Source organism: Bradyrhizobium sp. YCK136 (assembly GCF_044570075.1).
Classification (GTDB): Bacteria; Pseudomonadota; Alphaproteobacteria; order Rhizobiales; family Xanthobacteraceae; genus Bradyrhizobium; species Bradyrhizobium diazoefficiens.
In genome coordinates this window covers 7884347-7906087 of record NZ_CP172424.1, presented here as the reverse complement: position 1 = coordinate 7906087, position 21741 = coordinate 7884347, and the positions used below count along the sequence as shown (strand labels likewise).

Below are 21741 nucleotides of genomic sequence, written 5' to 3'. Positions count from 1 at the left end.
TCACTCCACTTTCAACGCCTCCACTTTCAAGGCCTTGGCGTAGACCACGCCCGAATTGGTGATGTGCGTGGTCATCAGCGCTTCGAAAGCCGCAAACGCGCCGCGCGCGAACAGGTCCAGCAGCTTGCGGTGCTCGTCGAAGGACGTGCGGGTGCGCACGTCGATCGGCGAGGTCAGATTGGTGCGCAGCGCCGCGACGCGGCCCGAGACGAGCTGGTAGGATTCGACGAGGTAGCGGTTGCCGCAATGGGTGAACAGCGCCTCGTGGAACGCGGCATCGGCGCGGCCATAGGCGATGTTGTCGCGGGCCGCGACCGCCGGCTCCATCGCCGCGATCGCCTCGCTCATCGTCGCGACCGCACCGTCGCGATCGTGGCGGAAGGCGAGTTCTGCGGCCTTGGGCTCCAGCGCGATCCTGAAAGTGCAGAGCGCGGCGATGTCGTCCGCGCTCGGGGTGAAGACAAAACTGCCGACCTGCGGGCGGATCACCACGAGCCCCTGCGCCTGCAACTGGCCCATCGCCTCGCGCACCGGCGTCCGGCTGACGCCGAAGGAATTCGCCACCATCTCCTCGGAGATCGCCGCGCCGAGCGCGAACTCGCCGTCGATGATCGCCTGCCGCAGCCGCTGCATCACCCGCTGCGACAGCGATTTCGGCGTATCGAGCTTCAATGATCTCATCGGCGCTCCCATCACCGTGCAGCCGGTCAGATCACCTTGCCGGGATTGAGCAGATGATCGGGATCGAGCGCGGCCTTCAGCGTCCGCATCAGCGCGATCTCCGCCTCGCTCCTGGCATGGCCCAGCCATTTCTTCTTCAGCGTGCCGATGCCGTGCTCGGCGGAGACGCTGCCGCCCATCTCGCGCACGAGACCGTAGATGATCGCGTCCATCTCTTCCTTCGGCTGCTGCTCGACGGAAAGCCCGGTGACCCAGGACACGAGGTGCAGATTGCCGTCGCCGATATGGCCGTAATAGACGCTCTCGCAGCCCTTGATGCCGTCGGCGAGTGCGGCCTTGCAGCGCGTGACGAACTCGTCCATCCGCTTAACCGCAAGTCCGATGTCGTAGGAGATGTGCGGGCCCAGCACCTGGCCGAACTCGGCGCAGATGTCGCGCACCCGCCAGAAGGCTTGCGTCTGCGCCAGCGATTGCGCGACGGCGGCATCGGCCAAGAGCCCGCGCTCCATCAATTCCTCGAGCCAGCTCTGGAAGCGTGGCGCATCCAGGCTTTCGTCGGTGCCCTGCGCTTCCACCAGCACGTAGAGTCCGTGGCCCGCGGCGACCGGCGGCTTCACGCCGGCGCGCGTCGTGATCACGTCCCAATAATCCGGCCACATCACCTCGAACGCCGACAGCAGCGGGCCGAGCCCGCTGCGCGCGGCATCCAGCAGTGCGATCACCGCGGCGTAATCCTTCAGCGCGCAGAGCGCTGCCATGGTCGAGCGCGGCTTCGGGAACAGTTTCAGCACCACGCGGGTGATGATGCCGAGCGTGCCTTCCGAGCCGATGAAGAGATGCTTCAGGTCGTAGCCGGCATTGTTCTTCATCAGCTTGTTGAGATTGGTGATGATGGTGCCGTCGGGCAGCACCACCTCCAGGCCGAGCACCAGTTCGCGCGTCATGCCGTAGCGGATCACGCGGTTGCCGCCGGCATTGGTGGAGAGATTGCCGCCGATCGCGCAGGAGCCGCGCGAGCCGAGGTCGAGCGGAAAGAAGAAGCCGGCCTCGTCCGCGGCCTTCTGGATCGTCTCCAGCGGCGTGCCCGCCTTCACCGTCATCGTCATCGACGCGCGATCGATCTCCTCGATGCCGGTCATGCGCTCGAGCGAAATCGCGACCCAGCCTGCTTCAGGCGAGGCACCGCGGCACAGCCCGGTCAATCCGCCCTGCGGCATGAACGGCAGATGCGCCTTGCGGCAGGTCAGAATCGCATCGGTAACGCCCTGCGCATCGAGCGGACGGATCACCGCCCGCGGCGTTTGCGGCAGGCTCGCGCTCCAGTCGTTGCAATTGCGCGCAGGCACATCGGTGCCGGTCAGCACGGCGGCCGCGCCGAGCTTGTCGCGCAAGGCCGCGAGCAATTGGTCGGGACGCTCCACAGGGGTCACCATGTCCATGCAAGACCTCCTCAAAATCTGGCCGCGTCTGTCGCGCGCCTGCTGCGCGACGGGGATTTGCGTCTGTCTTGTATGTAAGGTACAAGGTGAAAAGTAAAGCAAAAACAAGTCTCCACTCAGCCCGGAAGATCGTTAGGGATCAGAGGCTTAGTCCGAGACCGCAGCAAAGGGTGGTGTGATGATGGAGGCAATTCGCGGGTTCTGGGTGGCGTCGGCGACGCCGCTGGCGACCGACGGTGGCGTGGATCACGCCCGGCTCGCCGCCCACGCCAAGCAACTCTTCAGCAAAGGCGTCGACGGTGTCGTGCTGTTCGGCACCACCGGCGAGGGTACCTCCTTCAACGTCGCCGAACGCGTCGCGACCATCGAAGCCATGCTCAAGGCCGGGAGAGCTGGCCCCGCAAATTCGGACAGTAGCTTGAGTGGATTTTCTGCCTGACAGCGGCGAGGATTCTTGCTGCGAATCAGGAGCGAAGATGACGAAGAAGAGCCGCCGGACGCATTCTCCGGCATTCAAGGCGAAGGTTGCTTTGGCTGCGGTCAAAGGCGACAAGACACTGGCGGAGCTGGCGCAGCTGTTTGATGTTCATCCGAACCAGATCACGATCTGGAAAAACCAGCTCCTGGAAGGCGCCGCCGGCGTGTTTGGGCATGACAAGACATCGGCCGAGACGCCGGTCGATTTGAAGGCGTTACATGCCAAGCTCGGCGAGCTGGCGTTGGAAAACGATTTTTTGTCCGGCGCGCTCACCAAGGCGGGCCTGCTGAGCGCAAAGCGATGATCGACCGCGATCATGATCTTTCTATCGTGCGCCAGGCGAAGGTCCTGAAGCTGGCTCGCAGCACGGTCTACTATGAACCTCGGCCAGTTTCGGCCGAGGACCTTGCCTTGATGCGTCGGCTCGATGAGCTGCATCTCGATTATCCCTTCGCGGGAGCGCGTATGCTGCGATCGTTGCTGCGGCGGGAGGGCGTATACGCCGGTCGCCGCCACATCGCGACGCTGATGAAGCGCATGGGGATCGAGGCGGTCTATCGTCGCCCGAACACGAGCAAGCCGGCTCCGGGTCACAAGATCTACCCGTACCTGTTGCGCGGATTGAAGATCGAGCGGCCCGACCATGCGTGGGCAATGGACATCACCTACATTCCGATGCGGCGTGGCTTCGTCTATCTCGCGGCGGTCGTCGATGTGTTCAGCCGACGGGTCCTGGCCCATCGCGTCTCGATCACAATGGAGGCGGCCTTCTGCGTCGAAGCGGTCCAGGAGGCGTTGGCGAAGCACGGCAGGCCCGAGATTTTCAACACGGATCAGGGCAGCCAGTTCACCAGCCTCGAGTTCACCGATGTGCTGCTGGACGCGAAGATCGCCATCAGCATGGACGGCAAGGGCGCCTGGCGCGACAACGTGTTTGTCGAGCGGCTCTGGCGCACGGTCAAATACGAAGAAGTTTATCTCCGCGCCTACGACAGCGTGTCCGAGGCGCGAGCGTCAATTGCCAAGTATCTGGCCTTCTACAATCAGGGACGCCCTCACTCGAGCCTTGACGGGCGCACGCCCGACGAGGCTTACTTCGGCACGCAAGCTATGGTGATGGCCGCATGACCGTCGCCGACGGTTTTGTCGTCGCTCTGGTCGGGCTACGCCCTCCCGACGCAACGACAAAACCGTAAAGCCCCGCGTTCAGCATAACCCGGCAGGAATCCACTTAAATCCAGCGGGGCGCTGTCCAAACAACCGGGGCCAGCTCTGGCGTCGCGCCGGCGCGCATCGGAATCGGCGGTGGATTTCCCGCCATCAGCGACAGCATCGCGCTGACGCGCGCCGTGCTCGGCCTCGGCCTGCGGCACGTGCTGCTGTTGCCGCCTTACTTCGACCGCAGCGTCACGCCCGAGGGTATCGAGGATGCCTTCGCTGCGATCGTCGACGGCGTTGCCGACGATCGCCTGCGTGCCTATCTCTATCACATCCCGCAGATCTCAGGCGTTGCGATCCCGACCACTGTCGCCGCGAGCCTGCGCAAGCGCTACGGCAAGGTGGTTGCAGGCCTGAAAGACTCTAGCGGCGACTTCAAGCAGTTCCAGGCGTTCCGCGCAGCTAGCCCGGAGCTCGCCATCACCGTCGGCAACGAAGCCGACATCGCCCGCGCCATCGCCGCCGGCGGCGCCGGCACCATCTGCGGCATGGCGAATGTTGCGCCGGAGCTGGTCAAGGCGATGATCGACGGCAAGGATGTCGAAGCACGCATGCAGGCCGCGATCGACGTCGTGGTGAAGACGCCATCCTTCCTCGCAACGCTGAAGGCGATCCTTGCGGCGCAGACGGGCGATGCAGCGTGGCTGCGCGTGCGCCCGCCGCTCCGGGCCTTGTCGGACGGCACTGCGTCCAAGCGGAAGCTCGACGAACTGATGGCTCCTGCCGTCGTGTGAAATCCCGCAACGTTGCGACAAGCCGCCGCGGATTTCGCGCGCAGCGTGTCGCGATCGGCGCGAGAGCAATCCTTGATTGCTGTTCCGCGTCCATCCGCGCTTAGAACCATTCAACACTAGAGGGATTCAAGCCCGCCTACGGTTCTCTTCATTCGCAACGGCTGTTAGACGCGCCAGCTTCAATGCTGTGTCTGACTTGGAAGTGAATCGAAAGTGCGTGCTCATCTGGGTGGCCGCGTCAGCGGTCATCGAATTCGTGCCGGCGGGAGCCGTGCAGGTCTTCTCATCGGAGCAGCCGTGCTGCTCGCCGAATATCCCTCCAACACGACGAGCGCGCAGGCGCAATCGGCCCTGCCGCCGGTGACGGTGGAGGCGCCGGCACAGCGGCCGAAGCCGGCGCGTGCATCGGAGGAGACTTCACGCCGCACCCAGACCGCCGCGCGCCAACGCAATCGCAATGCCGCGCCGGCAGCGCCGACAATATCCGAGCGCGCGGCCGCGGAGGCCGCCGCGCAGCAAGCCGCCAAGCTCGGCTACCGTGCGATGCCGAGTGCGACCACGCTGCGCAGCGGCGCCTCGCCGCTCGATACCTCGCAGGCCGTCAACATCGTTCCCGAGCAGGTGTTGAAGGACCAGCTCCCGCGCAACATCGACGACGCGCTGATCAATATCAGCGGCATCACCCAGACTAACACGCTCGCCGGCAGCCAGGACGCGGTGATCCGCCGCGGCTTCGGAGACAACCGCGACGGCTCGATCATGCGCAATGGCATGCCGCTGGTGCAGGGCCGCAGTTTCAACTCCGCGGTCGAAAGCGTCGAGGTGCTGAAAGGGCCCGCCTCGCTGCTCTACGGCATCATGGACCCCGGCGGCATCGTCAACACCATCAGCAAGCGCCCCGAGCTCTACCAGCACGGCTCGGTGACGCTGCTCGGCTCGGCCTTCAGTGCCTCCAAGACCGGCGCCGACGGCCTGCTCGATGTCACCGGTCCGATCGGCGACCAGGGCCTTGCCTATCGCTTCATTGGCTACGGCGTCAGCGAGGATTACTGGCGCAATTTCGGCCGTCACCGCGAGATGCTGGTCGCGCCGTCGCTGGCCTGGTACGGCCAGGACACCACGGTCCAGCTCAACTACGAGCATCGCGAGTTCATCTATCCGTTCGATCGCGGCACCGCATTCAATCCGGTGACGAAAGCGCCGCTGGCAGTTCCAGCCGACCGCCGGCTCGACGAGCCCTTCAACAACACATGGGGCACCTCCGACCTGATGCAGGCGTCGGTCGAGCACCGCTTCAACCAGGATTGGAAGCTCTACGCAGGCTATAGCTACAACACCGAAACCTTCAGCGCCAACCAGCTCCGCATCACCGGCATCAACTTCACGACGGGTGCCGAGACGCGCAGCAATGACGGCACAGGGAGCTCGCTCAGCAATGTCAGCTACGGAACGTCCTACATCTCCGGTGGCTTCTGGCTCGGCAACATGCGCAATGACGTGGTGTTCGGCGGCGACGGCCAGTATCGCACTATCTACCGCGACGTTCTGATCCGGCAGGCAACTCCCGCCTTCAATGTCTACAATCCCGTCTACGGGCTGATCGGGCCGGGGACGACGGCCTCGAACAGCGACAGCGCCCAGACTGACAAGCTCGGCCAATGGTCGTTATTCTTCCAGGACACGCTGCATCTGACCGAACGGTTCGCGCTGGTCGGCGGCGTGCGCTACATGGACTACGACCAGATCGCCGGCCGTGGAAAGCCGTTCGTCACCAACACCAACGTGTCCCAGGACAAGGTGCTTCCGCTCGGCGGCGCCATTTTCAAGCTGACCGACCAGGTCTCGCTTTATGCGAGCTATACCGAGTCATTGAAGCCGAACTCGACCATTGCCCCGATCGGCGTCACGATCGACTCCAACGTCGCGCCAGAAGAAGGCGTGTCATACGAGACTGGCGTGAAGTTCGATCTGAACAAGCGCATCTCCGGTACGCTTGCGCTCTACGATCTCGACAAGAAGAACGTGCAGACGACGAAGACGAACAGCGCGGGCGTGGTGGAGCTCCACACCGTCGGCCGTGCCCACTCGCGCGGCATCGAGTTGGACGTCACCGGCAGGCTCACCGACAGCTGGGCCTTGATCGGCAGCTATGGCTACACCGATGCGCGGGTGACGGCGTCCGAAGATCCGACGCTCTACGGCAAGAAGCTGCAGAACGTCGCGCTGAACACGGCCTCGCTCTATCTGGTCTATGATTTTGGCACAGCCTTGCCGGGTCAGCTCCGGCTCGGTGGCGGCGCGCGCTATGTCGGCGACCGTCCCGGCGATTCGACCAACACCTTCTTCCTGCCGTCCTATGTCGTCGCGGACATTTTCGCGACTTACGAGACCAAGTACGAGCAGTTCCCGGTCGTCTATCAGTTCAACGTCAAGAACCTATTCGACACCGTCTATTATCCTTCTGCCGTCAACAATCTGAACGTCGCCATTGGCGATGCTCGCCGTGTCTCTCTGTCGGCGACGGTGAAGTTCTAACGATGGCAGCGCGGCTGGGGCACACCATCAAGGCCGTCCTGCGCCAGGTCCACTCCATCGCGGGCCTCGCGCTCGCGCTGCTGCTGTCCCTAATCGCGCTGACCGGCGCGATCATGAGCTTTGAGGACGAGATCGTCGACCATCTGAACGCCGGCATCATGCAGGTCTTGCCGCGGTCCACGCCGGCGCTGATGCCGGACGAACTGGTCGCGCGGCTGAAGGCGGCGCAGGCTTTCGGCAAGGTCTCGGCCGTCACTCTGTCGAGCGATCCGGCCGCGGCGGTGCATGTCCGCTTTGGCCGCGATGAGCAGGGCGGGCGGCCGGCTTCGCTCTATCTCGACCCCTACGACGCGCGCGTGCTGGGTTCGCCGCGGGGCGAGGAATTTTTCGCGACCGTGCGCAGGCTGCATCGCTGGTTGCTCATCCCCGGCGATGCCAAAGGCTGGGGGCGCCAGGTCACCGGCGTGGCCGCGCTCGGCCTGATCGTCATGCTGGTTTCGGGTCTCGTGCTGCGCTGGCCGCGCCGTGCCGGCAGCGTGAAGATGTGGCTGAAGCCCAATCTCGGACTCAGCGGACGCGGTCTGCACCGAACGCTGCATGCGGTGGTCGGCACCTGGGTTCTTCCGATCTATCTGGTGATGACGCTCACCGGGCTCTGGTACTCGTTCGATTGGTACAAGGACGGCGTCGCCTGGCTGCTGTCGCGCCCGCATGTGGCAGCCGCGAAGATGCAGCCCAAGATGCCTGCAAAGGCGCCGCGCGTGGCGGCCGTTTCCGAGCCGGCCCGGCCGATCGGATTCGACCAGGCATGGACTACGTTCAAGCGCGAGGAGGGCGACCGCTTCTCCAGGGCCCTGCTGACGCTGCCCGCCGGCCCCGGCACGGCGATACGGATCCGGTCGTGGGGCAAGGATTCGACGCTCGAGGCCACGCGCGACGAATTCCGCGTTGATGCCGCTACCGGTCAATTGGTCGCCGCGGATCGCTACGCCGACAAGACCTTCGGCGAGAAGATCATCGCGGCCGTGTACGACATCCATCGTGGTGCGATCCTGGGGTGGCCGGGCAAGCTCGCGTTCATGATTGCCGCGGCCTTGATGCCGCTGTTCGCGATCACCGGTCTCCTGCTCTACCTGTCGCGCCGCAGGTTGCGGCGTCCTGCGCAGCCGCCGCTCGGGCGCCTCGTTCCCGGCGAGTGAGCTGCGCCGGAAAGACTAGCCAACTCGCCTGCGATCGTTCAAAAGCCCATGGCCTGTCCTCTCAAGGTTCACGCCATGAAGCTTTCGACCGTCACCCCCGCCGATATCCGCCGCGCGCTGCTGCTGCGCGAGGAGATCGCGCTGCTCGATCTCAGATACGAGGCCGCCTTCGCCACCGGCCATCCGCTGTTCGCGGCCAACATGGCCGCGGACCGGATCGCGATTGAGGCCGAGGTGAGACTGCCGCGCAAGGACGTTGCGGTTGTGCTCTATGATGACGGGGAGGGTTTGGTCGCGGCGGGCGCAGAGCGCCTTGCGGCGCTCGGCTACAGCAATGTCCGTGCGCTCGATGGCGGGCTGAGGGCCTGGCGCGATGCGGGCTATCAGGTGTTCGAGGACGTCAATTCCTATTCGAAAGCGTTCGGCGAGCTGGTCGAGGCGCGACGTCACACGCCGTCATTCAGCGCTGACGAAGTGGCAAAACTGATCGCGGACAAGGCCAACATCGCGATCCCTCGACGTCCGCCGCTTCGACGAATATGCGACCATGAACATTCCGGGCTCGGTCAGCGTGCCCGGCGCGGAACTTGTGCTGCGGGCAGGCCAGGCCGCGCCCGATCCCGGCACCACCATCATCGTCAATTGTGCCGGCCGCACCCGCTCGATCATCGGCACCCAGTCGCTGATCAATGCCGGCGTGCCCAACAAGGTGCGGGCGTTGCGCAACGGCACCATCGGCTGGACGCTGGCGCGGCATGCGCTCAACCACGGCGCCGACAGGCGCGGCGCGATCGGGCCGTTCGAGGGCGGCCCGGCCAATGCCCGCGACGTCGCCTATCGCGCCGGCGTCCGCCACATCGGCGCAGGCGAGGCGGCGACGCTCGCGGCGCAGACCGATCGCACGCTCTACCGCTTCGACGTGCGCGATGCGGAGGAATACGCGGCCGGCCACCTTCCGGGCTTCCGCCATTATCCCGGCGGCCAGCTTGTCCAGGAGACCGACATGGCCGCACCGGTGCGCGGCGCACGCATCCTCCTGACCGACGACAAGGGCGTCCGCGCTGACATGACGGCATCCTGGCTCGCGCAGATGGGCTGGGAGGTGTACGTGCTCGAAGGCGGCTATGACGGCGCGCTGGAGGTCGGTCCGCCGCTCGTGCTGCCGAAGCCGGATCCGGCGCACCGCTATCGCCGTCCCTATGAGGGGACCGATGTCGCGGAAGGTGCGATGCAGGCCTATCTCGACTGGGAGTATGGCCTCGTCGAACAACTCCGCCGCGATGGAACGCACGGGTTTTATGTGATTTGAGGCGCAGCGGCCGCAAGTGCTTCTCGACGCGAGTGATCCTCTCTCACCGTCACCCTGAGGTGGCCGCTTCTTAGCGGCCCTTGAATGGCGACGGCCGGGCTGCATCCGGGCCGTTCATCCTTCGAGGCTCGCCCTGCGGTGCATCCGCACCACAGGCCTCGCACCTCAGGATGATGGGGCTGGTAGAGAAATTGCCTCTCCCGCTCCCGCCATCTTCTCCCCGTATCCAACCCCTATTGTGCTGTGCACCGTCCGCGGTTTATGAGCTGCGGCAAAGCCGCCATTTTAGGAGATTCTATGCCAGCCCCAGGCCAAAGCCCTGAGCGGAGCGCGAAGGCGCTGCTGCTCGAAGGCGTCAATGACAGTGCCGTGGACCTGTTCCGGAGCGCGGGCTTTGCCAATGTCGAGCGGCTGACCAAGGCGCTGGACGGCGAGGCGCTGCGCCAGGCGCTCAAGGGCGTGTCGTTGCTCGGCATCCGCTCGCGCACCCAGATTACCGACGACGTGCTGGCGGCCGCCGATCAGCTCCTTGCGGTCGGCTGCTTCAGCGTCGGCACCAACCAGGTCGATCTGCTGGCGGCGCGCAAGCGCGGTATTCCCGTCTTCAACGCCCCGTTCTCCAACACGCGCAGCGTCGCCGAACTCGTGATCGGCGAGATCGTGATGCTGCTGCGGCAGATTTTCCCGCGCTCGGTCTCGGCCCATGACGGCGGCTGGGACAAGTCCGCGACCGGCAGCCGCGAGGTGCGCGGCCGCACCCTCGGCATCATCGGCTACGGCAATATCGGCTCGCAGCTCTCGACGCTGGCCGAGGCCATGGGCATGCGCGTGATCTATTACGACCGCACCGACAAGCTCCGCCACGGCAACACCGAACCGGTCGAGAAGCTCGAGGAGCTGCTGGCGCAGAGTGACGTCGTCAGCCTGCACGTGCCGGAGACGCCGGAGACATCAGGCATGATCGGCGAGAAGGAGCTGCGGGCGATGAAGCCGGGCTCCTTCCTGATCAACAACAGCCGCGGCACCGTGGTCGATCTCGATGCGCTGGCGCGCGCCTTGCGCGACGGTCACATCGCCGGTGCCGCCATCGACGTGTTTCCGGTCGAGCCGTCGTCGAATTCCGATCGTTTCAAGAGCCCGGTGCAGGGCCTCGGCAACGTCATCCTTACCCCGCATATCGGCGGCTCGACCGAGGAGGCGCAGGAGCGCATCGGCGGCGAGGTCGCGCGCAAGCTGGTCGACTATTTCATCACCGGCTCGACCATGGGTGCGGTGAACTTCCCGGAGGTGCAGTTGCATCTGCGTCCCTCCGGCGCGCGCTTCAGCCATGTCCATCGCAACGTGCCGGGCATGCTGCGGCGGCTCAACGAGGTCTTCCTCCAGCGCGACATCAACATCGCGGCGCAATATCTGGAGACCGCCGGCGACCTCGGCTACGTCGTGCTCGATGCCGATCTCGGCGGCCAGGATTCGGGCGAATTGCTCCAGCAGATCCGCGCTCTCGACGGCACGGTCGGCGCAAGGCTGGTATTCGAGCACTAAACGGCCCCACGTTCCGGTTGCATCTTTTGGCAACTGCTCTCACACTGCGCTCGAATTCGACGTGGTCAAAAATCGCGTCGAATTTGAGCTTCAGTTGCGTGAGTGTCCGCCATGGAACGGGACGCCGTACTGATTGATCTCGCGCTTCAGGGCGGCGGTTCGCACGGCGCCTTCGCTTGGGGCGTGCTCGACCGCCTGCTGGAAGAGAGATGGCTCACGATCGCCGCGATCTCCGGAACCTCCGCAGGCGCGATGAATGCGGCGGTGCTGGCGGATGGCTGGACGGCCGGCGGCGCCGAGGGCGCGCGCGAGGCGCTCGAACAATACTGGCGCCGCGTCTCCAGGGCCGCTGCCTTCAGTCCGCTGCAACGCTCGCCGCTCGACCGGCTGATGGGACGCTGGACCCTCGATACGTCGCCCTTCTACATCCTCACCGATCTGATGTCGCGCGTGCTGTCGCCCTACGACCTCAATCCAACCGGCTACAATCCGCTGCGCGCGGTGCTGGCCGAGAGCATCGATTTCGAACGCCTCGTGCGTTCGCCGATCCAGCTGTTCATCACCGCGACGCGGGTGCGCACCGGACGCGGCCGCATCTTCCGCAACGCGGAGATCACGGCGGATGTGCTGCTGGCATCGGCCTGCCTGCCGACCATGTTCCGTGCCATCGAGATCGACGGCGAGCCCTATTGGGACGGCGGCTTCGCCGGCAATCCGACAATCACGCCGCTGGTTCGCGAGAGCGACGCGCACGACACCATCCTCGTCCAGATCAATCCGACCGAGCGGCCGGAGGAACCGCGGACAGCGGCTGAAATCCTCAACAGGCTGAACGAAATCTCGTTCAACTCGCCGCTGATGAAGGAACTGCGGATGATCGCGCTGCTGCGCCAGGCGGCCGACCCCGGCAGCGGCGAAGGCGCGCGCTGGGCGAAGATGCGGACGCACCGGATCAAGAGCGACATGCTGACGAAGTTCGGCGCGTCGTCGAAACTCAACGCGGAATGGGAATTCGTCTCGATGCTGCGCGCCGAAGGGCGCATGGCCGCGGACGCGTTTCTCGCCGAGCATGGGGCCGACATCGGCCGGCAATCGACCGCCGATCTCGACGTCCTCCTGACGGAGTGCTGAGACATGGGTCTCCTCGGCCTCCTCGTCGGGCTCGGCCTGCTTGTCCTGTTTGCCTTTCGCGGCTGGAGCGTGCTTCTGCTCGCGCCGTTCGCGGCACTCGTTGCTGCCCTGTTCGGCGGCGAACCGTTGCTTGCGAACCTGACGCAAGTCTTCATGGTGAATGCTGCGGGATTTCTGGCGCAGTTCTTCCCGATCTTTCTGCTTGGTGCCGTCTTCGGCAAGTTGATGGATGACAGCGGCGCGGTGACGTCGGTCGCCGGCTTCATGGCGGAGCGCCTTGGCGAGCGGCGCGTGATCCTGGCGGTCGTTCTCGCCGGCGCGCTGGTCACCTATGGCGGCGTCAGCCTGTTCGTCGCGTTCTTCGTCATCGTTCCCATGGCCCGTTCGCTGTTTCGCGCGGCTTCGATCCCGCGCCGCCTGATCCCGGCCGCGATCGTGCTGGGAACGTCGACCTTCACGATGTCGGCCCTGCCAGGCACGCCGTCGATCCAGAATGCGATCCCGATGCCGTTCTTCGGGACGACGCCGTTCGCCGCACCGGGCCTCGGCATCACCGCCTCCCTCATCATGCTTGGTGCGGGGTTGTGGTGGCTGCATCGCGCCGAGGCAGCAGCCCGCCGCGCCGGAGAAGGCTATGGCGACGATGCCGACGGCTTGATCGAGCAGGCCGCCGCCGACGAACTCGTGCGCGAGCGCGCAACGACCGCGCGCGAGTTCGATCCGGCTGAACTACAACACGGTCATCGCAGCGACCGGCCTTCGCCTGTGCTGAACGCCATCGCGCCGCTGGTCGTCGTCGTCACCGTGAATCTGGTGATGTCGCTGGTGGTGCTGCCGCGACTCGATGTCAGCTATCTCGCCGAGCAGCGTTTTGGCGAAACGTCGCTCGCGGCCGTCGCGGGCGTGTGGTCGGTCGCGGTGGCGCTGGCGGCGGCCATCGTCACGACCATCGCGCTGAACCGAGCCCGCCTGCCGGCGCTGCGGCAGACCATGGACGCCGGGGCCAATGCGTCAGTGCTGCCCGCATTCAGTGTCGCCAGCCTCGTCGGATTCGGTGCGGTCGTCGCCTCGCTGCCGGCGTTCACGATCGTGCGCGACTGGGTGCTCGCGATCGAAGGTGGTCCGCTGGTCTCGCTCGCCGTCGCGACCAACATCCTGGCCGCGCTGACCGGTTCGGCATCGGGCGGGCTGACCATCGCGCTCGAAGCGCTCGGCCCGACCTATGTCGAGCTCGCCGCACGCACCGGGATCGAGCTCTCGCTGATGCATCGAGTCGCGGTGATCGGCTCGGGGACGCTGGACATCCTGCCGCACAATGGCGCGGTGGTCAGCCTGCTCGCGATCTGCGGCCTGACGCACCGTGACAGCTATTTCGACATCGTCATGGTCGGCATCGTGACGTCGCTGCTGGCGCTGGTCGCCGTGATCGCGCTGGGCAGCGCGTTCGGATCGTTCTGATCAAAATGCGGACGTGAGCGATTGACGGAACGTTGAAGGTTGCATTCAATGCGGCCAACTGGCCAAATCCAACAAACAGCGAACGCCGGGTGGAAACGATGACGCGAAAGAGAGCGAAGCTGTGCGCATGGCTCGTGGGCGCGGCGGCGGCGATGGGCGCGAGCAGCGCGTCGGCGGTGACGCTGGTGGAGGATGCCGACACGGTCTGCAAGGGGCTCGTCGGCGGCGTCGATGCCGTGAAGATCGATTCTGCGACGTTGCAGGCGCCGTCGCAACTCGCTGTTGCGGAGCGCGGCCCGACACCATCGGGGCGCATCACGCCGGCCAATCCCGGCTTCTGCAAGGTGCTCGGCCATATCGATCCCGTCGATCCCAAGGCGCCGCCGATCAAGTTTCAGGTCAACCTGCCGGTCGAATGGAACGGCCGCTCGGTGCAATATGGCGGCGGCGGCTTCAACGGCGTGCTGATCACCGGCCTTTCGCTGCCGCCGGCCTATCCATTCGACAAGCCCTCGCCGCTCGCGCGCGGCTTCGTCACCTACGGTACCGATTCCGGCCATGAGTCCAGGCCGGGCGAGCCGCCGCAGGTGTTCGCGCTGAATGACGAAGCCTTCGAGAACTTCGCCCATCGTGCCTACAAAAAGGTTCGCGACGTTGCCGTCGCGCTGATGCAGCGCGCCTACGGCAGGACGCCCGAGAAGATGTACTTCATGGGCTCGTCCGAGGGCGGTCGCGAAGGCCTCACCATGGCGCAGCGCTACCCGGATGATTTCGACGGGATCTTTGCCCGCGTGCCTGTCATCAACTGGGTCGGCCTCCAGCATGCCGGCACGCGTTCGGGCCTCGTGACCATGGGCGACGGCTGGATCAACCCGGCGCAAGTCAAGCTCGTCGGCGATGCCGTGCGCGCGGCGTGCGACAAGGCCGACGGTTCCGTCGATGCGCTGGTGCAGGATCCCGTATCCTGCAAGGCGGCGTTCAAGGTCGAGACGCTGCGCTGTGCCGGCGGCCAGAGCGGGGATCAGTGTCTGACCGATGCGCAGATCAAGGCGGTCAACACGCTGCATGCGACCTACAAATTCCCGTTCGCGCTCGCCAACGGCCTCGACGACTATCCGGGCTGGGGCGTGTCGGGTGAGGATACGCCGGCTGCCGGTCCGACCGGCGGCTGGGTCGCGTGGTGGCTCGGCACCGCGCCGCCGGCGCAGCCGCCCGCGCCCAACAACGGCATCGCCTGGATCTACGGCGCCGGCGGCATCCGGTATGTGTTCGCGCGAGATCCCAATCTCGACGTCACGACCTACAAGCCGGAGGCGCACAAGGCGCGGTTGCTCGAGGTCTCCAGCCTGATGGACTCGACCGACCCCGATCTCAGCCGCTTTCGCGCCCGCGGCGGCCGGCTGATCATGCTCGAGCACATGGCCGATTATGCGCAGAATCCCTATGCCGGCATCCGCTATTTCGAAAGCGTCGAGCGCCTGATGGGCTCGGCGACGACGGAGTTGTTCGCAAGGCTCTACACCGCGCCTGGCGTCGACTATGTCGGTTCCGGCGCGCCGGCCAATGTCGACATGCTGAGCGTGCTGGTCGACTGGGTCGAGAACGGCAAGGCGCCCGGCGACCTGGAGGTCACCGAGCAAAAGGTCGAAGGGCCGTTGTTCGCGGTGACGCGGGCGCTGCCGCTGTGCCGCTGGCCGGCCTGGCCGCATTACAAGGCGGGTGCGGTGACGGAGGCGTCGAGCTATTTCTGCGCGCAGTGAGATCAGCGCAAATCCCGCGAGGCCGCTGCGCCTTGGCGGCCTCGCGCCGATGCCTGGGGGTCAGGCCGCCTTGACCTCGATCTTCTTGGCGGGCTTCTGCGCTTCCGCCGTCTTCGGCAGCGTCACTTTAAGCACGCCGTTTCTGAACGACGCTTCGATCTTGTCGGCTTCGACATCCTTGGGGAGGCCGAAGTGGCGTTCAAAGGATCCATAGCGTCGCTCGGAGACGTAATAGTCCTTCTGCTTCTCCTCCCTCTCGAATTTCTTCTCGCCCTTGATGATGAGCCCGTCATTGGCGACGTTCACCTCGATGTCCTTCTCGTCCATTCCGGGCAATTCGGCCGTGATCTCATAGGCCTTGTCGCTTTCGGTGACATCGACGGCCGGTGTGCTCACGAGCTTCTGTGCCAAATTGCGCTCGAAGCCGGCGAGCGAACGGAACGGGCGGCGCCAGAAATCGTCAGTGCCGAAATCCTCGAACAGCCGATCGACTTCCTTGCGGAGCGCCTCGAACGGTCGCCACGTTTCGCCGCCAAATGCGGGTTCGTTAGTTTTCTTGGTGACGGGGAGCTTGGTTTCGTTTGCCATGATCTCTCTCCTTCAGAGATAGAGCTCGTTCAATGCGCCAAACCTCCATCGGTGCTTACAGCCTGTCCTTGATTTGTCTCAAATTCGGAAGCGCGGCCGCAGTGGCCAGGATGCGAGCTCGGGCATGCAGACATCGGTAAGTATTGCGGACCGTTTTTCGGCGACTGACTCGCATTGATTTGAGTTAACCTCGTTGGCAAACGAGAGTTTGAATGTTCGGCTGGCAACGCCGGAGCATCGATATGAGGCTGCTGAACATCCCTCACAACGCGCTCGTGTTTGTTGGCGACGGCCGCAAGGCCCTGTTCCTGCGCAACGACGGCAATCCGTTGCATCCAAGTCTGAAGATGGAGCAAGTGCACGAGGATGAGAATCCGCCCACGCGTGAGCAGGGCACCGATCGTCCGGGCCGCTTGAATAGCCCAATGGGACAGAGAACCGCGGTCGAGGCCGCCGACTGGCACCATCTCGAGCAGCATCGCTTCGCGCGGCGCGTGGCAGGCGCAATGGAACAGCTCGTTCGCGAGCGCGACGTGAAGGCGCTTGTTGTCGTGGCCCCCCCGCGAACGCTGGCCGATCTGCGCGAAGCCCTTCATGCCGACGTCAAGGCGCGCATCATCGCCGAGGTCCACAAGGATCTCACCAGGCATCCGATCGACGAGATCGCGCAGCATCTGACGGCAGAGCACTGAGGACGTCAACGGAACGGCTCAATGCGCCGGCCCACCCGCCGCCTTCACCCGCCGCGTCAGCAGGACCGCGATCGCGGCGAGCACCAGCACGACGCCGATCACCGCAAAGGTGTCGGAATAGCCCATCACCAGCGCCTGGCGCTTCACGGTCTTGCCGAGCGCGATGATGGCCTGCTCGCGCGCGGCATGGGGGTCGGGCACGCCGTGCGCGATGAAGTAGTCCGTCATCTGCGCGATGCGGCTGCGGACCTCCTCGCGGCCGAGCGTGACCGACTGGCCGATGATGTTGGAGTGGAATTGCTCGCGCTTGGTGATGATGGTGGCAAGCGTCGCGGTGCCGATAGTGCCGCCAAGGTTGCGGAACATGTTGCTGATGCCGGAGGCTGCGGCCGCATCCTGCGGTGCGATGCCGCCCGTCAGCACAGAGGTCAGCGGCGTCAGTACCATCGCCTGCCCCACGGCGCGCACGATGTTCGGGATCCAGAGCTGGTCGCCGGCATAGTCCGGCGACATCGCCGTGTTCATGAAGCAGCTGTAGGCGAAGATCAGAAGGCCGGTGATCGCGATGTAGCGCGTGTCGAAGCGCTGCATCAGTTTCGGGATCAGCGGGATCAGCACGAGCTGCGGCAGGCCGGTCCAGGCCAGCACGTTGCCGATCTGCTCGGCGTTATAGCCCTGCGCCTGGCCGAGATAGGCGGGCAGAATGTAGACCGAGCCGAACAGCGCGAAGCCGACCATGGTCATCGCGACGGTGCCGAAGCCGAAATTGCGCTGAGCGAGGAGGCGCAGCCGGATCAGCGGCTTCTCGATCGTGAGCTCGATCGTGACGAACAGCGTCAGGCTGACGGTCGCGATCACCGCGAGCTTGACGATGAAGGGCGAGGAGAACCAGTCGTCCTTGTTGCCTTCCTCCAGCACCGCTTGCAGCGCCGACAGTCCGATCGCCATGGTGACGATGCCGGCCCAGTCGCCCTCCTTCAGGAGGCCGAGCTGCATCTTCTGCTTCTCCAGCGTCAGATAGAGCGCCGCCACCATCACCGCGGTCGGGATCACGTTGACGAAGAAGATGGTGCGCCAGCCGTAGGTCTCGGTGAGATAGCCGCCGATGGTCGGGCCGATCGCCGGGGCGAAGGTCACGGACAGCGCAAAGATCGCGAGCCCCACCGGCTGCTGCGGCTTCGGCAGCTTGGTCAGCACCAGCGTGAACGCCATCGGGATCAGCACGCCGCCGGCAAAACCTTGCAGGCCGCGCATCGCGATCATCGACGGCAGATCGTGCGTGAAGGCGCAGGCGACCGAGAAGGCGGCGAACAGCGACGCGCTCGCCAGCATGTAGCGGCGGAACGAGAACACGCGGCTCAAATAGTCGGTCAGCGGGATCACGATGATCTCGCCGATTAGATACGACGTCGAGATCCAGGAGCCGTTGTCCGCGCCGGTGCCGATGCCGCCCTCGATGTTGAGCAGCGAGGCGTTGGTGATCTGGATGTTCAGGATCGCCATGAACGAGCCGATCATGGCGGCGAGCACGGCGATCCAGGTCGCGGCGCTCGCGCGGGCGGGATCGGCGACGGCGCGATCAGGCGTCGCGGCCGGTGCTGCTTGCGTCGAAATTGAAAGGCTGTTTGACATGGCACGACCCTCCGGAGACGAGCTTCGCTTTGGGCGCGGCGGCCGCATTCGCGGCCGGCGCGGTCGAACGTGTTGCAATGGTCGGGATCACGGACATGCCGGGCCGGAGCGCAATCGCGGGGCCATGCGCGGCGTCGAGCGCGATCCTGACCGGGATGCGCTGCACCACCTTGGTGAAATTGCCGGTGGCGTTGTCGGGCGGCAGCAGCGCGAATTCCTGGCCGCTGGCGGGTGCGATGGAATCGACGCGGCCGTGCACGATCTGGCCCGGGAACATGTCGACCTCGATGTCGACGGCCTGTCCCGCCTGCACGTGGGTGAGCTGCGTCTCCTTGAAATTGGCGACGACATAGGCGCCATCAGTCGGCACGATCGACATCAGCTGCGTTCCCGCCTGCACGAACTGGCCGACGCGCAAGGAGCGGTTGCCGACGACGCCGTCGATCGGCGAGATCACGGTGGTGTAGCCGAGGTTCAGCTCGGCCTGGTGCTGCACGGCTTCCGCGCCCGCGGCCGCCGCCTTGGCCTGCACGATCTCGGCCTTGAGCAGGTCGACCTGCTTGAGAGCGGAGGCGAGGTTGGCGGTGTCGCGTTCGAGCGTCGCCTGCGCCGAGGCGATGCGCGATTGCGCCTGCTGCGCATTCTGCACGCTGCCGGAGCCGGTCGCGGCGAGATCGGTGTAGCGCTTGTTGTCCTGAGCGGCGAAGGTGAGGGCGGCCTGGTCGACGTCGAGCGTGGCGCGCGCGGCCTTGATCACCGCCTGCTGAACCTCGAGCTGCGCTTCCTTGCTGGCGATCGTCGCGTTCGCCGCCTGCACATCGGCCCTGGCCTGGTCGAGCGCGACGCGGAAGTCGCGGTCGTCGATCCGGGCCAGCACCTGACCGGCCTTCACATGCTCGTTATCGGCGACCAGGACCCGGTTGAGATAGCCGCTGACCTTCGGCGCGATCGTGGTGTTGTCGGCCTTCACATAGGCGTCATCGGTGGAGACGAGGTACTGGCCGACGGTCCAGTAGTCGTAGCCGTACCAGCTGGCGCTGGCCAGCGCGACGGCTGCGGCTCCAATCAGCAACAGCTTGCGAAAATTGAGCTTTTTCCGGCTTGCCTGGACCGGCGCGGCGGGCAGGACGCCCTCCAGGGCGGTCGTTGGAAGGGCGGTCTGGGCGGCAGCAGTCGGGGTGGTGTGGACGGTCATGGCCGGCTCCCCTGAATTAGGAAACTTGATAATTTCCAAAATGCGATTAGCTTTGGAATTGTCAATGGAATGACAGGCATCATTTAAAGACATGGCTCAGGCAAAATCGGAAAACGAATGCCGCCCCCGCGGGCGGCCGCAACTGCGCAGCGACGCAGAGACGAAGGGAATCGTTCTCGAGGCCGCGCGGCAGGCTTTTGCCGGCGACGGCTATGCGGCGACCAGCACCGAGGAGCTGGCGCGCCGCGCCGGAATCTCGACCAAGACGCTCTATCGTCTGTTTCCCGGCAAGGCCGCGCTGTTCGAGGCGATGTGCGCCGACAGGCTCGAGCGGCTGCTCTCCGCGGTCGATCTCCAGGCGAGCGACGAGGTCGACATCGAAAAGGGCCTGCGCGCCGCGCTGCTGGCCTGCGCGGATCTTGCGCTCGATCCGGAAGTCGTAGCGTTGCAGCGCATGGTGCTGCAGGAATCGGCCGCATTCCCGGAGCTTGCAGCCCATTTCTACAAGAACGGCATCTCCCGCACCGTCACGGCGCTTGCCGGCTGGCTGCGTGCCCAGGTGAAGAAGAAGCGCATCGCGCTCGATGACGTCGAGGAGGCCGCCGGGATGCTGATCGGCATGGTCGCGTCGGCGCCGCAGCGTGCGGCGATCTATGGCGGGTTGGCGCTGCCGTCACGCAAGGACATCGAGCGGCGCGTCAAGACCTGCGCGGCGCTGTTTCTGGACGGCTGTCGCGCTGCCTAGTCCCGGCAGCGGCCCTTTGACAATCCGGTCGGCCTCGGCTATCTATTTCGCATGCGAAATAAAGACGCCGCAACGAGGCATCACCGGCTGATCTACCTGCTCAACGTCGCACAACGCCGGTTGCAGCGCTGGATGGCTGCGCAGCCCGAGAGCGAGGTAACGCCGGCGCAGGCGGGGCTGTTGTTCATCCTCGGCAGGCAGGACGGCGTCCTGATGGGAGAGGCGGGCGCGGCGCTGGATATGGGGCCGGCCGGGATTTCCGGCCTCGTCGACCGCACCGCAGCCGCAAGGCTGATCGAGCGGCGGGCCGATTGCGAGGACGGACGCGCCTGGCGCGTGTGGCTGACGCCGAAGGGGCGTACCGTGCTGGCGCAGGCGAAAACCTCGGCGGCGGAGATCAACGCGGCGCTGACGGACGGATTTACCAGCGCCGAGATCGACATCGTCGCGCGCTGGCTGTCGAGCATTCAGGACAAGTTTCCAAGAGACCCTTCACGAGACCCTGCAAGAGATCCAGAGGAATAAGAGGAGAGCCCAATGACCGAGCACGTCCGGATCGAGAACAACGGTGGAATTCTCACGCTGACGCTGGCGCGCCCCGACAAGAAGAACGCGCTGACCGATGCGATGTACGGCAAGCTCGCGGATGCAATCGAATCCGCCGAATTCGATCCGTCCGCCCGCGTGATCCTGATCCGCGGCGAGGGCGACATGTTCACCGCCGGCAACGATGTCGGAGAGTTCGCGGCCGTTGCGAGCGGAAAGTCGGAAGGCAGCCGCAACGTCATACGCTTCATCCAGTCGCTGGCGCGCTGCACGCGGCCGCTGGTTGCGGCCGTGCAGGGCCGCGCCGTCGGCGTCGGCACCACGATGCTGCTGCATTGCGACCTCGTCGTGCTCGCCGACAACGCGCAATTGTCCACGCCCTTCGTCAGCCTCGCGCTGGTGCCGGAAGCCGCCTCCAGCCTGCTGATGCCGGCACGCATCGGCTATGCCCGCGCCTACGAGATGTTTGCGCTGGGTGAGACGGTGCCGGCGAAGGCTGCGCTGGAATGGGGGCTCGCCAACCGCGTTGTGCCGCTCGACAAGCTCGACGCCGAGGCCCTCGCGCTGGCGCAGCGTCTCGCCCGCCAACCGGCCGGCGCGCTCACCGCCACCAAGAAGCTGATGCGTAACGGCGAGGCGCTAGTCGCGCAGATGCAGGCGGAGGGCGAGCAGTTCGCGCAGCGCCTGCGGACCGCGGAGGCGCGCGAAGCGTTCACGGCGTTTGCCGAGCGCCGGGCGCCCGATTTCACGAAAGTCGCGTAAAGAGCGGCGGGCCGTCCGAATGGGTGCAGGCGGAGCCGGCTCAAATCGACTAAAACCTTAACGAAACATTGGCAGGTTGCGATGCAAGGTGGCCACT

General features: G+C 65.4%; 17 protein-coding genes and 2 pseudogenes. 14 read left to right on the top strand and 5 right to left on the bottom strand.

The window, feature by feature from the left end:
* Together ACFLEY_RS38135 and ACFLEY_RS38130 are read right to left on the bottom strand one after the other, a co-directional pair.
* A complete protein-coding gene (locus tag ACFLEY_RS38135; protein WP_060912713.1) occupies positions 1–681 on the bottom strand; it encodes a GntR family transcriptional regulator in 681 nt (226 codons plus the stop codon).
* A 26-nt stretch (positions 682–707) separates the two neighbouring features.
* Positions 708–2120, bottom strand: coding sequence for an FAD-binding oxidoreductase (locus ACFLEY_RS38130; RefSeq protein ID WP_060908956.1), 1413 nt, complete (start codon positions 2118–2120; stop codon positions 708–710).
* 178 nt (positions 2121–2298) lie between these two features.
* Here ACFLEY_RS38130 and ACFLEY_RS38125 point away from each other — a divergent pair, with 178 nt between their 5' ends.
* The 10 genes and pseudogenes from ACFLEY_RS38125 (at position 2299) to ACFLEY_RS38080 (ending at position 15484) form a co-directional block, all read left to right on the top strand.
* Positions 2299–2559 (top strand): dihydrodipicolinate synthase family protein, encoded by a 261-nt coding sequence (locus ACFLEY_RS38125; protein ID WP_396604369.1) that lies wholly within the window; start codon positions 2299–2301, stop codon positions 2557–2559.
* A gap of 37 nt (positions 2560–2596) precedes the next feature.
* Positions 2597–3726, top strand: a protein-coding gene (locus ACFLEY_RS38120) for an IS3-like element ISRj2 family transposase (protein WP_129557681.1) whose coding sequence is annotated in 2 segments (ribosomal slippage) — positions 2597–2849 and positions 2849–3726 — 1131 coding nt in all. Because the reading frame shifts where the segments join, the coding sequence is not laid out codon by codon here.
* A 143-nt stretch (positions 3727–3869) separates the two neighbouring features.
* A pseudogene (locus ACFLEY_RS38115) lies at positions 3870–4550 on the top strand (dihydrodipicolinate synthase family protein); the annotation flags it as partial.
* Positions 4551–4763: 213 nt separating this feature from the next.
* On the top strand, positions 4764–7085 hold the full coding sequence (locus ACFLEY_RS38110) for a TonB-dependent siderophore receptor (protein WP_060908955.1): 2322 nt from the start codon (positions 4764–4766) through the stop codon (positions 7083–7085).
* Between the two features lie 2 nt (positions 7086–7087).
* The gene (locus tag ACFLEY_RS38105; protein WP_060908954.1) at positions 7088–8284 is read left to right on the top strand and encodes a PepSY domain-containing protein; all 1197 of its coding nucleotides are present in this window, start codon (positions 7088–7090) and stop codon (positions 8282–8284) included.
* A 75-nt stretch (positions 8285–8359) separates the two neighbouring features.
* Positions 8360–9593: pseudogene (locus ACFLEY_RS38100) on the top strand (rhodanese-like domain-containing protein).
* Between the two features lie 297 nt (positions 9594–9890).
* Positions 9891–11135, top strand: a complete 1245-nt coding sequence (gene serA / locus ACFLEY_RS38095; RefSeq protein ID WP_028175507.1) for a phosphoglycerate dehydrogenase — start codon at positions 9891–9893, stop codon at positions 11133–11135.
* A 111-nt stretch (positions 11136–11246) separates the two neighbouring features.
* Positions 11247–12266: a patatin-like phospholipase family protein gene (locus ACFLEY_RS38090; protein ID WP_038966094.1), complete on the top strand. Its 1020-nt coding sequence runs from the start codon at positions 11247–11249 to the stop codon at positions 12264–12266.
* A 3-nt stretch (positions 12267–12269) separates the two neighbouring features.
* The gene (locus ACFLEY_RS38085) at positions 12270–13724 is read left to right on the top strand and encodes a GntP family permease (protein ID WP_060908952.1); all 1455 of its coding nucleotides are present in this window, start codon (positions 12270–12272) and stop codon (positions 13722–13724) included.
* Positions 13725–13822: 98 nt separating this feature from the next.
* A complete protein-coding gene (locus tag ACFLEY_RS38080; protein WP_060912711.1) occupies positions 13823–15484 on the top strand; it encodes a tannase/feruloyl esterase family alpha/beta hydrolase in 1662 nt (553 codons plus the stop codon).
* Positions 15485–15544: 60 nt separating this feature from the next.
* On the opposite strand, the gene ACFLEY_RS38075 is transcribed toward ACFLEY_RS38080, so the two are convergent.
* On the bottom strand, positions 15545–16072 hold the full coding sequence (locus tag ACFLEY_RS38075) for an Hsp20/alpha crystallin family protein (protein ID WP_028175511.1): 528 nt from the start codon (positions 16070–16072) through the stop codon (positions 15545–15547).
* Positions 16073–16284: 212 nt separating this feature from the next.
* On the opposite strand from ACFLEY_RS38075, the gene ACFLEY_RS38070 reads away from it, so the two are divergent.
* A complete protein-coding gene (locus tag ACFLEY_RS38070; protein ID WP_074077605.1) occupies positions 16285–16764 on the top strand; it encodes a host attachment protein in 480 nt (159 codons plus the stop codon).
* Between the two features lie 18 nt (positions 16765–16782).
* On the opposite strand, the gene ACFLEY_RS38065 is transcribed toward ACFLEY_RS38070, so the two are convergent.
* Both ACFLEY_RS38065 and ACFLEY_RS38060 read right to left on the bottom strand, forming a co-directional pair.
* The gene (locus tag ACFLEY_RS38065; RefSeq protein ID WP_060908951.1) at positions 16783–18396 is read right to left on the bottom strand and encodes an MDR family MFS transporter; all 1614 of its coding nucleotides are present in this window, start codon (positions 18394–18396) and stop codon (positions 16783–16785) included.
* Complete coding sequence (locus tag ACFLEY_RS38060) at positions 18344–19591, bottom strand: HlyD family secretion protein (protein ID WP_060908950.1); 1248 nt, start codon at positions 19589–19591, stop codon at positions 18344–18346. Before ACFLEY_RS38060 ends, ACFLEY_RS38065 begins: the two co-directional genes overlap by 53 nt.
* 91 nt (positions 19592–19682) lie before the next feature.
* Between ACFLEY_RS38060 and ACFLEY_RS38055 the strand changes: the two genes are divergently transcribed.
* Genes ACFLEY_RS38055 through ACFLEY_RS38045 form a run of 3 tightly spaced genes read left to right on the top strand, consistent with a single transcriptional unit; the run spans position 19683 to position 21644 of the window.
* Positions 19683–20336: a TetR/AcrR family transcriptional regulator gene (locus ACFLEY_RS38055; protein ID WP_060908949.1), complete on the top strand. Its 654-nt coding sequence runs from the start codon at positions 19683–19685 to the stop codon at positions 20334–20336.
* A gap of 51 nt (positions 20337–20387) precedes the next feature.
* On the top strand, positions 20388–20861 hold the full coding sequence (locus tag ACFLEY_RS38050) for a MarR family winged helix-turn-helix transcriptional regulator (protein WP_060908948.1): 474 nt from the start codon (positions 20388–20390) through the stop codon (positions 20859–20861).
* Positions 20862–20873: 12 nt separating this feature from the next.
* Positions 20874–21644: an enoyl-CoA hydratase gene (locus tag ACFLEY_RS38045; protein WP_060908947.1), complete on the top strand. Its 771-nt coding sequence runs from the start codon at positions 20874–20876 to the stop codon at positions 21642–21644.
* The last annotated feature ends 97 nt before the right edge of the window (positions 21645–21741 follow it).

What these genes read in the sequence shown, in the direction of transcription:
- ACFLEY_RS38135 (WP_060912713.1), bottom strand. Translation starts at nt 681, where the DNA reads ATGAGATCATTGAAGCTCGATACGCCGAAATCGCTGTCGCAGCGGGTG.
- ACFLEY_RS38130 (WP_060908956.1), bottom strand. Translation starts at nt 2,120, where the DNA reads ATGGACATGGTGACCCCTGTGGAGCGTCCCGACCAATTGCTCGCGGCC.
- ACFLEY_RS38125 (WP_396604369.1), top strand. Translation starts at nt 2,299, where the DNA reads ATGATGGAGGCAATTCGCGGGTTCTGGGTGGCGTCGGCGACGCCGCTG.
- ACFLEY_RS38105 (WP_060908954.1), top strand. Translation starts at nt 7,088, where the DNA reads ATGGCAGCGCGGCTGGGGCACACCATCAAGGCCGTCCTGCGCCAGGTC.
- serA (WP_028175507.1), top strand. Translation starts at nt 9,891, where the DNA reads ATGCCAGCCCCAGGCCAAAGCCCTGAGCGGAGCGCGAAGGCGCTGCTG.
- ACFLEY_RS38090 (WP_038966094.1), top strand. Translation starts at nt 11,247, where the DNA reads ATGGAACGGGACGCCGTACTGATTGATCTCGCGCTTCAGGGCGGCGGT.
- ACFLEY_RS38085 (WP_060908952.1), top strand. Translation starts at nt 12,270, where the DNA reads ATGGGTCTCCTCGGCCTCCTCGTCGGGCTCGGCCTGCTTGTCCTGTTT.
- ACFLEY_RS38080 (WP_060912711.1), top strand. Translation starts at nt 13,823, where the DNA reads ATGACGCGAAAGAGAGCGAAGCTGTGCGCATGGCTCGTGGGCGCGGCG.
- ACFLEY_RS38075 (WP_028175511.1), bottom strand. Translation starts at nt 16,072, where the DNA reads ATGGCAAACGAAACCAAGCTCCCCGTCACCAAGAAAACTAACGAACCC.
- ACFLEY_RS38070 (WP_074077605.1), top strand. Translation starts at nt 16,285, where the DNA reads ATGTTCGGCTGGCAACGCCGGAGCATCGATATGAGGCTGCTGAACATC.
- ACFLEY_RS38065 (WP_060908951.1), bottom strand. Translation starts at nt 18,396, where the DNA reads ATGTCAAACAGCCTTTCAATTTCGACGCAAGCAGCACCGGCCGCGACG.
- ACFLEY_RS38060 (WP_060908950.1), bottom strand. Translation starts at nt 19,591, where the DNA reads ATGACCGTCCACACCACCCCGACTGCTGCCGCCCAGACCGCCCTTCCA.
- ACFLEY_RS38055 (WP_060908949.1), top strand. Translation starts at nt 19,683, where the DNA reads ATGGCTCAGGCAAAATCGGAAAACGAATGCCGCCCCCGCGGGCGGCCG.
- ACFLEY_RS38050 (WP_060908948.1), top strand. Translation starts at nt 20,388, where the DNA reads ATGCGAAATAAAGACGCCGCAACGAGGCATCACCGGCTGATCTACCTG.
- ACFLEY_RS38045 (WP_060908947.1), top strand. Translation starts at nt 20,874, where the DNA reads ATGACCGAGCACGTCCGGATCGAGAACAACGGTGGAATTCTCACGCTG.